The 13,867-nt window shown below is 39.3% G+C and carries 6 protein-coding genes and 2 pseudogenes; 7 read left to right on the top strand and 1 reads right to left on the bottom strand.

What is annotated here, in order from left to right:
* Positions 1-62 precede the first annotated feature (62 nt).
* The 7 genes and pseudogenes from ACU8V8_RS08635 to ACU8V8_RS08605 all read left to right on the top strand — a co-directional run bounded on the left by ACU8V8_RS08635 (position 63) and on the right by ACU8V8_RS08605 (position 12,786).
* Positions 63-4,906: pseudogene (locus ACU8V8_RS08635) on the top strand (NAD-glutamate dehydrogenase).
* 92 nt (positions 4,907-4,998) lie between these two features.
* The gene (gene pyrD / locus ACU8V8_RS08630; RefSeq protein WP_446889481.1) at positions 4,999-6,009 is read left to right on the top strand and encodes a quinone-dependent dihydroorotate dehydrogenase; all 1,011 of its coding nucleotides are present in this window, start codon (positions 4,999-5,001) and stop codon (positions 6,007-6,009) included.
* Between the two features lie 120 nt (positions 6,010-6,129).
* Positions 6,130-6,660 carry a cell division protein ZapC domain-containing protein gene (locus tag ACU8V8_RS08625; protein WP_446889480.1) on the top strand — a complete coding sequence of 177 codons (531 nt, stop codon included), beginning with the start codon at positions 6,130-6,132 and terminating at the stop codon, positions 6,658-6,660.
* A gap of 90 nt (positions 6,661-6,750) precedes the next feature.
* A pseudogene (gene rlmKL, locus ACU8V8_RS08620) lies at positions 6,751-8,869 on the top strand (bifunctional 23S rRNA (guanine(2069)-N(7))-methyltransferase RlmK/23S rRNA (guanine(2445)-N(2))-methyltransferase RlmL).
* Positions 8,862-9,101 carry a glutaredoxin family protein gene (locus tag ACU8V8_RS08615; RefSeq protein WP_446889479.1) on the top strand — a complete coding sequence of 80 codons (240 nt, stop codon included), beginning with the start codon at positions 8,862-8,864 and terminating at the stop codon, positions 9,099-9,101. Before rlmKL ends, ACU8V8_RS08615 begins: the two are co-directional and overlap by 8 nt.
* A gap of 17 nt (positions 9,102-9,118) precedes the next feature.
* Positions 9,119-11,035 carry an ATP-binding cassette ATPase Uup gene (gene uup / locus ACU8V8_RS08610; RefSeq protein ID WP_446889478.1) on the top strand — a complete coding sequence of 639 codons (1,917 nt, stop codon included), beginning with the start codon at positions 9,119-9,121 and terminating at the stop codon, positions 11,033-11,035.
* Positions 11,036-11,046: 11 nt separating this feature from the next.
* Positions 11,047-12,786, top strand: a complete 1,740-nt coding sequence (locus ACU8V8_RS08605) for a DUF3466 family protein (RefSeq protein WP_446889477.1) — start codon at positions 11,047-11,049, stop codon at positions 12,784-12,786.
* 67 nt (positions 12,787-12,853) lie between these two features.
* Here the strand turns inward: ACU8V8_RS08605 and ansA are convergent, their stop codons facing one another.
* On the bottom strand, positions 12,854-13,864 hold the full coding sequence (gene ansA / locus ACU8V8_RS08600) for an asparaginase (protein WP_446889476.1): 1,011 nt from the start codon (positions 13,862-13,864) through the stop codon (positions 12,854-12,856).
* Positions 13,865-13,867 lie beyond the last annotated feature (3 nt).

The raw sequence follows: 13,867 nt of genomic DNA, 5'->3' as shown, positions 1-13,867 counted from the left end.
ATATAAATTGCTGTACAAATTTCCCCTCTGTTTTAGAAGGGTATAGATTTAAGGAACATGTAATGACACAAAATGAAGGGCAAGCCTCGGTTATCCTAGATAATGTCTGCAAGCTAATCCAGAAAAAAAGTTCACGCTGATAATGTGTTACTCGTTGAGAAATTTGCCAAGTCCTTGTACAGCAATATGTCTAGAGAAGATTTGGCACATCGCAACGATAGTGACTTATATGGCGCTGCACTTAGCCTATGGAACTCGCTAGAAAAAAATAACTCTGATGATGCGGTGATCCGTGTTTTCAATCCTGAAGTAGCAAAAGATGGTTGGCAGTCGTCTCACACGATTGTTGAAATCATTGCTAAAGACATGCCGTTTTTAGTAGATTCTGTTCGTATGGCCATGAATCGAGCAAATATCGCTTCGCACTTACTTTTACACTCTCCATTAAAAGTAAAACGTGATAAAAATGGTAAAATATCTGCAATTTCCAGTTTAAAAGCCGATCAAGAATCAACGTCTACTAAAACTGTTTTCTTTATTGAAATTGATCGTCAAACGGATTCGTCAGTGATTGACTCATTTAAGCAAGAGCTTGAATCGGTCATGGTTGATGTATCAACTGCTGTGGAAGATTGGCAGCCAATTCGCGAAAAGCTAATTGCAGTAAGTAAAGAGCTACCAAAGCGTAAAAATACTGATAATAAAGTAGAAGTTGAAGAAACCGTTGAGTTTTTAGATTGGTTAGTAAAAGATAATTTCACTTTAATGGGTTATCGCCAATACGACTTAGAACCTGTACAAGGCGATTACAAGCTTCAAGGCAAAATGGATACCAGTCTGGGTTTAATGAAAAACACCACAGATGAGCATGCCCGATTATTATCGGAGCTTCCTGAAGCCGCTCGTCTTGAGGCGCGTAGCAGTAACCATCTTATCTTAACCAAAACCAACTCGTTATCACGAGTGCATCGTCCTGCGTACATTGATTATGTAGGTGTTAAGCGTTTTGACGATAAAGGTAATGTGATTGGTGAAGACCGTTTTATCGGTTTATTTTCTTCTAGTTTTTATAATAACAGTGCCGTTGATGTGCCTGTATTAAAAAGCAAAATTAATCGCATAATGGATATGTGTGATTTTGCTAAAGGTACTCATGCGTATAAAGCGGTTTTAAATATTTTAGAGACCTACCCACGTGATGAATTAGTTCAGGCTCGTGAGCATGAGCTGTTAGAAGTTGCAATGGGCGTATTGCAAGTACAAGAGCGTGATATGTGTCGCTTATTTGTACGTAAAGATGCATACGGGCGCTTTTTCTCGTGCATGGTGTATGTGCCCCGTGAACGTTATAACACGGCGTTACGTCGTGAGACCCAATCAATATTAGCGAACGCATTTAATTCTGACGAAAAAGTCGAATTTACTACTTTCTTCTCTGAGTCTACATTAGCACGAACTCATTACACTGTGCGTGTGACTAACAACAATATCGAATATAAAGTGAAAGACATCGAAAACAATTTAATTGAAGCAGCCCGTACATGGGAAGATAAACTGCAAGCAGCGTTACTAGAATCTGCAGGTGAAGCTCGTGGAAATGACTTGAACCGTAAATATTGCAGTGCATTTGCACGCTCTTATAAAAGATGAAGTATTACCTAGTGCTGCGGTAGTTGATATTGAAAAGCTTGAATTATTAAACGATGAAAACAAGTTAGAAATGTTGTTTTATCGTCCTCAGGAAGAAGCGAATAGCAATATTGTACGTTTAAGTTTGTTCCATAAAGATGAGCCTATCCATTTATCAGATGTAATGCCAATGCTTGAAAACTTTGGCCTGCGTGTAATTGGTGAAACACCTTATTCAGTTAAAACCAGCGATGGTAGTTTAAACTGGATCATGGATTTCTCTATGTTACTTGATAATCAAGGAATTGCTGATTTTGATAAAGTGTCAGCCCGTTTTCGTGCAGCGTTAACCAATGTATGGGGTAATCGTTTAGAAAATGATGGCTTTAATCGCTTAGTGTTAATGGGTGGCTTAACAGGTCGTGAAGCGTCTATTTTACGTGCATACGCTAAATATATGCGCCAAATCGGTGTTACTTTCTCCCAAACTTATATTGAAAGTACATTTGCAAATTACCCGCATATTGCTACTCAGATTGTAAATCTATTCGCGAAAAAGTTTTCTGTTAAAAGTCCTGCGAGTGAAAAAACACTCGAGAAGCTTGCAGCGCAAATTTACCTTGAGCTTGAAAACGTCGCTAATCTAGATGATGACCGTATCATACGTTTATACGTTGATATGATCATTGCAACATTGCGCACCAACTATTTCCAAAAAGATGAAACTGGTCAGTTTAAATCATATGTTTCGTTTAAAGTTCAACCAAGCTTGATCCCAGATATGCCATTACCATTACCGGCATTCGAAATCTTTGTTTACTCACCGCGCGTGGAAGGTGTTCATTTACGAGGTGGTAAAGTTGCTCGTGGTGGCTTACGTTGGTCAGACCGTCGTGAAGATTTCCGTACTGAAGTACTTGGTTTGGTTAAAGCGCAACAAGTTAAAAATACAGTGATTGTACCCGTTGGTTCTAAAGGCGGTTTTGTTTGTAAGCAATTACCGAGCGAGCGTGAGGCATTCTTCAAAGAAGGCCAAGAATGCTACAAAATCTTCATCCGTGGTTTATTAGATATCACAGATAACATCATTCAAGGTGAAATTGTGCCGCCGGTTGATGTAACTCGTCATGATGAAGATGATGCTTATTTAGTGGTTGCTGCTGATAAAGGCACTGCAACTTTCTCTGACATTGCAAACGGCATTGCGAATGAATATAACTTCTGGCTCGGTGATGCATTTGCATCAGGTGGTTCAGTGGGTTATGACCATAAAAAAATGGGTATTACAGCCCGTGGTGCTTGGGAGTCGGTTAAACGTCATTTCCGCGAAATGGATGTTGATTGCCAGACAACCGATTTTACAGTGGTTGCCATTGGTGATATGGCGGGGGATGTATTTGGTAATGGTATGCTGTTATCTAAGCATATCCGCTTGCAAGTGGCATTTAACCATATGCATATTTTTGTGGATCCTACGCCAGATGCAGCTGCTACTTACCCAGAACGAGAGCGTTTATTTAACTTACCTCGTTCGTCGTGGGAAGACTTTAATAAAGATTTAATCTCTGCCGGTGGTGGTGTTTTCTCTCGTGCAGCAAAATCAATTACACTAAGCCCTGAAATGAAAAAAATGTTGGGCACTAAAAAAGCCAGCATGACACCAAACGAGCTGATCAAAGCATGCTTAATGATGGAATTCGATCTGTTATGGAATGGCGGCATTGGAACTTACATTAAGAGCAGCAAAGAAAGCGATGCTGATGTAGGCGACCGTGCAAATGATGCCTTACGTATCAATGGCGGCGAGTTAGGTGCTAAAGTATTGGGCGAAGGTGGTAACTTAGGCGCAACACAATTGGGCCGTATTGAGTTTGCAGCTAAAGGTGGTCGTGTTAATACGGACTTTATTGATAACGTTGGCGGTGTGGCGTGTTCAGATAACGAAGTTAATATTAAAATTTTACTGAATGGTTTAGTGACTGCGGGTGATTTAACACGCAAACAACGTGATGAATTACTTTACTCAATGACAAATGAAGTATCTGAATTAGTATTAGATGATTGTTATCGTCAAACACATACGCTTTCAATTACTCAATCTAAAGGTTCTTCAACTCTTAAAGAGAAAGTACGCTTTATTCATGCCCTCGAAAAAGAAGGTAAACTTAATCGTGCTATCGAATTTATTCCTACAGACGAAGAGCTTGCGGAACGTGCTGCAGCGGGTAAAGACTTAACGCGTCCAGAGTTATCAGTATTAGTGTCATACTCTAAAATGGTACTAAAAGAATCTCTAGTAACAGAAGAAATCACTGAAAATCCTTATTATCGTCAACTTTTAGTCAATTCTTTCCCTGTTCCACTGCGAGAGAAGTTTAATGACGCAATGGATAATCATCCACTGCGTAAAGAGATCATCGCCACTAAATTAGCCAATAATATTGTTAACGATATGGGCTTGAATTTCATGGTACGTATGCAAGAAGAAACAGGTGCAAACGAAGCTGAAATTGCTCTGTGTTATTCTGTTGCGAATGAAATTTTCCAAATGAGTGATACATGGGATGCGATAGTAGCGCTTGATAATAAGATACCTGCGGCGGTGCAAACAGAAATGTTATACCAACTTCGCCGTACTGTTCGTCGTGCTACACGTTGGTTCTTACGTCACCGTAATAAAGCGTTAAATATAGAACAAACCATTGCCTTCTTTGCACCAACATTTAGCGATTTAAGCGAAAATTTAAATAGCTATATGGTAGAAAAAGAAAGCGAGCGTTTAGTTCAATCTGCAGAAAAATTAACCCAAAGTGGTGTACCTGCTGATTTAGCAGCACGAATTGTTGCACTATCAAGCTTATTCTCAGTTATGGATTTAGCAGAAGTAGCGAATAATTCTGGACGCAGTATTGATATGGTGTCTAACACCTACTTCAAACTAGGCGCACGAATGGGGTTACATTGGTTCTTAGACCAAATAACCAACCAGCCCGTGGCAAATCATTGGCAAGCCCTTGCTCGTGCATCATATCGTGAAGAGCTCGATTGGCAGCAACGTACACTTGCTGAAGTGGTACTTAATGGCTTTGAAGGCGATGACAAAGACGTTGATAGTCAAATAGATCATTGGATGGACAGCCAAGATTTATTACTTAAGCGTTGGAAGCAAATGTTAGCTGAGTTTAAGACTTCGCAAAGTCATGACTTTGCCAGGTTCTCAGTGGCATTACGTGAACTTATGTTACTTAGCCATAACTGTGATACACCGGCAAAATAACTTACGCGTTTTCTAACGTGATAATAATGAGTTAATAGCTTACAATACCCCAGCCTAGTCTGGGGTATTTTATTATATAGAGGATTTTTTTAATGTTTTATGATCTTGCTCGCCGTTTTATGTTCACCCGTGATGCGGAATGGGCCCACGAGTTTGCATTACATAATTTACGCCGTTTTACTAATACACCATTTAGTGCAGCGTGGTCGCAATCAGTGGCTGATCGCCCAGTTGATTTTTTGGGGCTAACGTTTAAAAATCCCGTAGGTTTAGCAGCAGGACTTGATAAAAATGCAGAGTGTATTGATGCATTTGCGCAAATGGGTTTTGGTTTTATTGAAGTAGGTACTGTTACACCTCGCCCGCAAGCGGGTAACGATAAACCACGTATTTTTCGTTTACCTGAATCAAACGCAATTATTAACCGTATGGGTTTTAATAATAAAGGCGTTGATAATTTAGTAAATAACGTCAAGGCGGCTAAATATGATGGAATTTTGGGGATAAATATTGGTAAAAATAAAGATACCCCAAATGAGCAAGGCAAAGACGATTATATTCACTGTATGCGTAAAGTATTTGAACATGCGTCATATATTACAGTAAATATCTCTTCACCGAATACACCAGGGTTACGTGACTTGCAATATGGCGAAGCACTTGATGACCTTTTACAAAGTCTTAAAAACGAGCAGCTTGATTTAATTGCTAAATATAATAAGCAAGTACCTATGTTAGTTAAGATTGCACCGGATCTGGATGAGGTGCAAATTGGTCAAGTTAGTGAGTCTTTGATCAATAATAAGATCGATGGTGTGATTGCCACAAATACAACTCTTGAGCGTACAGCAGTGCAAGGACAGCAATACGCTAATGAGGCAGGAGGCTTATCTGGTCAACCTGTGCGCGCACGCTCAACCCACGTGGTTAAAGAGCTTAAGCGTCTTACTGAAGGGAAATTGCCTATTATTGGGGTAGGTGGGATTGACGATGCTGCCAGTGCAAAGGAGAAGTTTAGCAGCGGGGCTGACCTTGTACAGGTATACACAGGATTTATATATAAAGGCCCACAATTGGTAAAAACGATCGTCTCAGGCTTATAAGGATCAGTTATCTAAGCTTTTGATCGTTCAATAAATGTTCTAATAAAATATTTATTAAATGGTCAAAAGCCGCTATAATCCTCATTCATGCAGTAAATTTTAGGAGCAATGGGGAAGCACATGCTACAAGCATCAAAACAATGGAAATGGATAGCTTGTCCTACAAATAATCGCTTATTGGTCGACTTAGATCAAGATATGCAATTGTGCACGCCTTATAAACTTCGACAACTTACCGACAGTGTTTTATCTGAGCCTAATTTTAGTTTAGAAGATGCAGCCTTTTATCAGCAAGTCTATCAATACCTTGATGGTTTTAATTTATGGCAACCAGCCCAGCTTTGCCAGATTGCACTCAATGCAACTGCGGCAAAATTTCATTTAAAACCTGTTCTTGCTAAAAGTTGGTTTTTTGAACCCTACACAGGCCATGAGCCAAGTGTAGAGGCAATAATTAAGTTACAATCTCGTATTCAAGTGGGTGAGTTTTTAATAATCGACCACAGTGATGACGCATCTTTATGTATTAGTTTGTCTGAGCATTATCAACTAGATGAAAATCTAAGCTTGAACCAGTTTGAAGCTATTCGTGTACTTAACAATCGCGTACACCCAATTTATACCCACGCACAAAACAGTAAAACAGCCTAAGCAAATTTTTTATTGTTAATCCCTTTATCACGTGTTTGTCTGCCAACCTATGTTATAATCCCGCGTAATTAGCTACTAAGGGTTTTTACTTTGCAATTTATCGCGCTTACTTCTATCGGAATCGAAAATTTATTGGTTGATGAACTTACTGAAATTGGGGCAACTGTCACCAAGCAAACAGTGGGCTCTGTGCGTTTTGACGCGGATACAACACTAGCACAAAAAGTATGTTTAATGAGCCGTTTCGCGACCCGCGTTATGATGTTGATTGAAGAAAAAGAAGGCGTTAATGACAAAGATAGCCTGTACAAATTTGCCCGTTTACAACCATGGCAAGAATGGTTTGGGCCGACTCAGACTTTTGCTGTTGATTTTAACGGCACGAATGATTCATTGAAAAATACACAGTTCTCTGGCCTTGTGATCAAAGATGCGATTGTTGATTACTTCAATGATTTATATGAACAGCGTCCTAATGTTGATAAGCAAGATGCTAATGTGCGTGTGGTAGCGCGTTTATCTCGCCAAGGTGTAGCAATGTACATCGACTATTCTGGCCCGCGTTTGTCTGAACGTGGCTACCGTGAAGGTCAAGGTAAAGCACCTATCAAAGAGCATTTAGCTGCAGCACTTATTAAGCGCAGTGGTTGGCTTGATAATGTACAACAACCTCTATTTGATCCATGTTGTGGTGCTGGCACTATTTTAATTGAAGCTGCAGGTATGGCTCGAAATGAAGCTCCAGGCTTATTTCGCGAAGGATTTGCCTTTGAAAGATTACCAAGTTTTCGTGTTGCGAAATTCAATGCATTAAGAGAAGAGCTTATTGCTCAAATTACAGATCCTAAATTATGGTTAATTGGTCATGATTATGATGGGCAGGTGTTAAGTAAAGCTGTTGATAATGCAAAGCGCGCAGAGCTGGGTGATATAATTAAATTTAAGCAAAGTGATGCCACTAAGCTGACATCTGTTGCAAAATTACCCGGTGTAGTCATTTCAAACTTACCTTATGGTGAACGTATAGGTTCAATGGCAGAGTTGGTTGATTTACATCGTAGTCTAGGTACGGGGTTTAAAAAGCACTTTAATAATTGGAAGCTGGCTCTTCTGGGCATGGATGAAAGCCTCTTTAAGCTTTTAAAATTAGTTAAGCTTAAACGTTATAAATTTAAAAATGGACCGCTTGATGTGGTATTAAATTTATATCAGTTAGACGACAAGCAAGTCAGTCAAACAAGTGAAGATAAGCCTGCGCTTAATTTTGAAGGCTCAATGTCTTTTGCCAACCGTGTTAAGAAAAACAAACAAGGTTTAAAAAACTGGCTCAAGCAAAATGATGTGCAAGCGTACCGCGTATACGATGCCGATATCCCAGAATATAATGTGGCAGTAGACGTATATGGTGACTCAGCTGTTATTTTCGAGTATGCCGCGCCAAAAGAGATTGATGACGCAACAGCGCATAAACGCCTGCAAGATGTGATCACTTTAACCGCTCAGCAGCTTAAAATTGCCCCAGAAAATATCGCTGTAAAAGTTCGTAAAAAACAAAAAGGGGAGGAACAATACACCCCAATGGCTAAGCAAAACCGGACTCAAGTAATTGAAGAGTTTGGTGCTAAGTTTAAAGTCAATTTGTTTGATTATTTAGATACAGGTTTATTTTTTAGATCACCGCTTAGCGCGTCGATATATTCAACAAAATGCTAAAGATAAACGCTTTTTGAATTTATTTGCCTATACCGGAACCGCTTCTGTACATGCCGCCCTTGGTGGTGCTAAAGCGATTACGACTGTTGATTTATCTAAAACTTACTTAAAGTGGGGACAAGATAATTTTGAGTTGAACAATATTAGTAATACTCGCTACCGTTTTGAGCAAGCTGATTGTCTAAAATGGTTAGAATATGCAACAAGCCAGTATGATTTGATCTTTTTAGATCCGCCAACATTTTCAAACTCTAAACGTATGAAAGATGCATTTGATGTACAGCGAGACCATATCAAGTTACTAACCTGGGTTAAAAAGATTCTTAGCCCATCAGGCACGCTTATATTTTCAAATAACAAACGTGGTTTTGCGATGGATGAGGTTGGCTTAATCGGTTTAGGGCTCAAAGCGGTTAATATTTCAGAACAAACATTATCGCCAGATTTTAAACGTAATAAGCAAATTCATAATAGCTGGTTAATTACGCATGGCTAATTGGACTTTATACCATACTGATGGCTGTCATCTTTGTGAGCAAGCCCATGAGTTAATCGTCCCATTATTGCAAGACGAGCAGAATTTAAAGCTGGTGGATATAATGAGTGACGAAAAGCTCATTGCAGAATATCAAATCAGTATACCCGTTTTAAAAAGCGAAAAAGGCCAAATGTTATTTTGGCCATTTACTGCGCAACAAGTGCGTCAGTTATTTACGCAAACAGCATAAAAGAGTACTTAAACAACATGGATTTAATTAGAATTTCAAAAGCGCAGTTAGCTTATGGTACCCACCCACTATTAGATGACGCTGATGCGGTAATAGAAACCGGTGAGCGAGTGTGTATAGTCGGTCGTAACGGCGCAGGTAAATCAACCTTATTAAAAGTGTTAGATGGCCAAGTTATTTTAGACGATGGTGAAATCAACCAACTTGGCGGCATCAAAATTTCTCGTTTAGAGCAAGATCCGCCAAAAGGTGCCAGTGGCACTGTTTTTGATTATGTTGCTCAAGGTATGCCTGAAATTGCAAACTTACTTATTGATTATCATCATGTCAGTACTCAACTACAAACTGAATGCACCGATAAGTTACTAAATCAATTAGAGCGCTTATCTAATCAGTTAGAAGCAGCAGACGGTTGGCGGTTCGATAGCCGTATTCAGCTTGTTCTCACTCGTTTAGAACTTTCACCTGAAGCAAAACTTGAATCGCTTTCAGGCGGTTGGTTACGTAAAGTTGCATTAGCTCGTGCTCTTGTGAGTGAGCCCGACTTATTATTACTTGATGAACCGACTAACCACTTAGACATGGACAGTGTTATGTGGTTAGAGCAATTTTTAAAAGAGTTTAAGGGCGGAATTGTCTTTATTTCTCATGACCGTGCATTCATTCGTGCTGTTGCGACGCGTATTTTAGATTTAGACCGAGGTAAATTAATCTCTTACCCAGGTGATTACGCGACTTATCTTGAGCAAAAAGCGCATGATTTAAAAGTTGAAGAAACACAAAATGCGCTTTTTGATAAGCGTTTAGCTGAAGAAGAAGCGTGGATCCGCCAAGGTGTTAAAGCACGTCGTACGCGTAATGAAGGGCGAGTACGTGAACTTAAGCAATTACGCGTTGAACGAAAGCAACGTGTAGAGCAGGTAGGTAAAACTGACTTTAATATCGAAACTGCGGATAGATCAGGCAAGCTTGTATTTGAAGCGAAGCACATTCATCATGCTTTCAAAGATAAAGTGATTGCTGATGACTTTTCTACTCTAGTAATGCGTGGCGATAGAATTGGACTGGTTGGCCCAAATGGTATCGGTAAAACGACACTATTAAAGTTATTATTTGGTGATTTAGCTGCTGATAGTGGTGATATCAAACAAGGCGTAAACTTAGAGTTTGCCTATTTTGACCAATATCGTCAAAAACTTGATGAAGAAGCAACAGTACAAGATAACGTTGCTGAAGGTAAGCAGGAAGTTATGATGGGCGGTCGTTCGCGACATGTACTGGGCTACTTACAAGATTTTTTATTTCCACCTGCACGCGCACGTACACCCGTTAAAGCATTGTCTGGTGGCGAAAAAAACCGCTTATTACTTGCTAAATTATTCTTAAAACCTTCAAATATCTTGGTATTGGATGAGCCAACCAATGATTTAGACATCGAAACTCTTGAATTATTAGAAGATATTATTAATCAATATCAAGGGACAGTGCTTATTGTAAGCCATGACCGTGAGTTTATTGATAACACATGTACCAGTGTATGGGCGTTCGAAGGAAAAGGCAAAATCACAGATATAGTAGGTGGTTACAGTGACTATGAAGCCTATGTAAACTACCTTGCGCAAGAGCAAAAAAAGCAAGCGGCGGCACCCGTTAAAAAAGCTGAAAAGCCTGAGGTTAAAACAGCTAAAAACGACGAAAGTAAGGGCAATAAACTCTCTTACAAATTAAAGCTTGAATTAGAACAATTACCCAGTAAGCTTGAGCAACTTGAACAAGCAATAGATGATCAGCAAGCGGTTGTTAATGATGCAGACTTTTTCAAACAAGACGCAAACATTACGTCTCAAGCATTGAACCATTTAGCACAACTTGAGTCTGACCTTGAAACCGCGTTAGAGCGCTGGGAAGAACTTGAAGATTTAAAGAATCAGTAGTAAGGACTAAAATGAAATATAAATTACTCGCTGCCAGTATTTTAGCGACGATGAGCACATCAGCTTTAAGTGCTACTTACGAATTAACTGAACTTGGTTCATTTGATGAAGCAAAACATAGATATGTAACAGACGTAAGTGAAAACGGCCATATGATTGGCCTAGTAAATGGTTTATATAATTTACCTATTGATGTTAGTTATATTGATTTTACAGACAGTTTAATTGAAAGTGCTTATGAACAAGAAGAAGCCTATTTTGAGTTAATTAAGAAAGAAATTACTTTTACACTTGATGATATTCAAAATAAAAACGCTGCGGCAACGAACCCAGATGCACATAGCTTTATGCTTTCGTTTCTTACCGGTCAAGCAAATAACTCAGAATATCAAAAGCTCGCTAACCTTGCTGCAATAAGATTTTCAGAGGATGGTTCACCAGCACAAGAGCAAGTATTATTTGATACAGGCTCTGTCGATTTTGATGGTTTAACTCGGTCAGTCAGTAATATTTACAATGCAATTTCCGATGATGGTGTATCTGTTGGGTGGGGCAGTGCGCCCTATGATAAAGTGCTTTTTACCCCTGATGGTGAAGATGATGAAGAAACCCATTATGAACGAGAGTTTATTTCTCGCGGTGTTGTTATTTCTGACTCAGGTGTAGCGTTCCCATTGACTCCTGATTTTGATGAATATGGTGGTATTAGTTCAGCCGGTGATATTGTAAAGACGAATAGTGGTTACACAGTAGTAGGCCAGGTTTCAACGGGGATACCTGAAGATAGACAAGAAAATATTGATGATAACTGTGATGGAGAAGATGAATTAATCAGTGTTTGTATAGAAAATATACACAGAGGTTCATCGTCACAATTATTTGACTTACGTGCAGTCAAGTGGAAACTGGATTCTAGTTTGAATATCGTTGATACTGAAATACTCGGCCTTGGATTGACACCGGATGAAGATGAGGGTGCTGCATTTATAAGTAATGCGGTAGGGGTTAATAAAAACGGTATAGCAGTAGGCTATTCTTCAGTTCGATATGTAAAAGACTCTGACACCATTTTATCGTTACCCGTTTATTTTAAAGATGGTAATGTTACTGAGATAGTCGATCAAGAAGATGATTGGTTTGGTGGTAAAGCTATTAGCATCAATGAGAATGATGTAATAGTTGGCTACGCGACTAAATATATTGAAGGTGCCTCACGGTTTAAATTTTTCTATCATGATATAGCATCTGGTAGCACTGTGTTTCCTACAGATTATTTTAGTAGTTCTGCTTCAATTGCAAATGATATCAACGATAATGGCTATATTGTTGGTGAAGGTGAGACCGATGTTTTCAATGTTGGTTCTCGTCGTCGCGAAGGCTTTCTGTATAAGATAGGTGAAGACAGTATCACCAACCTGAATGATTTATTACCTTGTTATGAAGACGACGGTGAAACGCGATACAAATACGTTATTTCAGAGGCGAAGTCTATTAATAACAACAATGAAATCTTTGGTGTCGCAACGAAAACGGTTGAAAAAACAGATTCATTAGGCGGTGTTGTAACAGATATTAATGGTGACATTGAATACGAAAGTGTTGCTGTTGCGGTTAAGCTAACCCCAACTGATGGTGAAGTAGAACAGTGTTCAGATCCTGAAACAGAGACCTATGAGCGCCAGTCTGCTAGCTTCCCGTGGTATACGTTATTATTGCTTCCACTGGTTGGTTTGCGTCGTGTATTTCGCTAATTTTAACCAGTACTAAAAACAAAAGGCACGCTATTTAGCGTGCCTTTTGTGTCTCTAACCCTGCTATCTAGCGGCTCAGTTCACCACGTAAGTTATCTTGCATTAAATGGCGAATGGTTTCCACTTCAAGTTGTTGGCTAAATAAGTAATGTAGCTTTGTTAAACATGCTTCTAATGTCATATCATAGCCGCTTATTACCCCAATATTTAATAAGGCGTTTCCTGTCGCATAGCCACCCATATTAACATGACCTTTTAAACACTGAGTCAGGTTAATAATGACCATACCACGTTTACTGGCACTAGATAGTATGTCTAAAAATTCAGGATCCTGAGGGGCATTTCCTACACCGAAACTTAATAATACCAAGGCTTTTATGTTGTCGTTAACCAAGCTTTTAACTACTGCATGGCTAATACCTGGATAAAGGTATAAAACACCAATAGGTTGTGGGGTAATATTGGTCACTTGAAGCTCATTTTCAACATAAGGGCTAAGCTGACCTTTTAACAGTTGAATATTAATACCCGACAATGCTAACGGCTCTAAATTAGGTGATGCGAATGCGTCAAATCCATCAGCGTGTGCTTTAGTGGCACGGTTGCCACGAAATAGCTGGTTATTAAAAAATAAACTCACTTCTGCAATAGGGTAATTAGCTGCTAAGTACATGGCATTAAGCAAGTTCACTTGTCCATCAGAGCGCAATTGAGACAAAGGGATTTGTGATCCAGTCACTATAATTGGCTTAGTTAGATTCTCAAACATAAAAGACAGTGCTGATGCGGTATAGGCCATGGTATCAGTGCCATGAAGAACAACAAAACCATCATAATCGTGGTATTTACTTTTGATATCATCGGCAATGAGCTGCCAATGTTCAGGAGACATATCAGAGGAATCTATCAAAGGGCAATATTCGTGAATGTCAAAAAGAGGCATTTCATCACGGTTAAATTCTGCGTTATTAACCACTGTTTCGGTCAAAAAGCCTTCGGCAGGAATATAGCCGCGGCTTGATTTTTTCATTCCTATGGTACCGCCAGTGTAAGCGATATAAATACGTTTACGTTTCATAAA

The sequence above is a fragment of the Pseudoalteromonas sp. SaAl2 genome, from assembly GCF_052947895.1.
Note: the sequence above shows the minus strand (reverse complement) of the source record. Positions and strands in the feature narration are given on the sequence as shown.

What these genes read in the sequence shown, in the direction of transcription:
- ACU8V8_RS08625 (WP_446889480.1), top strand. Translation starts at nt 6,130, where the DNA reads ATGCTACAAGCATCAAAACAATGGAAATGGATAGCTTGTCCTACAAAT.
- ACU8V8_RS08615 (WP_446889479.1), top strand. Translation starts at nt 8,862, where the DNA reads ATGGCTAATTGGACTTTATACCATACTGATGGCTGTCATCTTTGTGAG.
- uup (WP_446889478.1), top strand. Translation starts at nt 9,119, where the DNA reads ATGGATTTAATTAGAATTTCAAAAGCGCAGTTAGCTTATGGTACCCAC.
- ansA (WP_446889476.1), bottom strand. Translation starts at nt 13,864, where the DNA reads ATGAAACGTAAACGTATTTATATCGCTTACACTGGCGGTACCATAGGA.
- ACU8V8_RS08605 (WP_446889477.1), top strand. Translation starts at nt 11,047, where the DNA reads ATGAAATATAAATTACTCGCTGCCAGTATTTTAGCGACGATGAGCACA.
- pyrD (WP_446889481.1), top strand. Translation starts at nt 4,999, where the DNA reads ATGTTTTATGATCTTGCTCGCCGTTTTATGTTCACCCGTGATGCGGAA.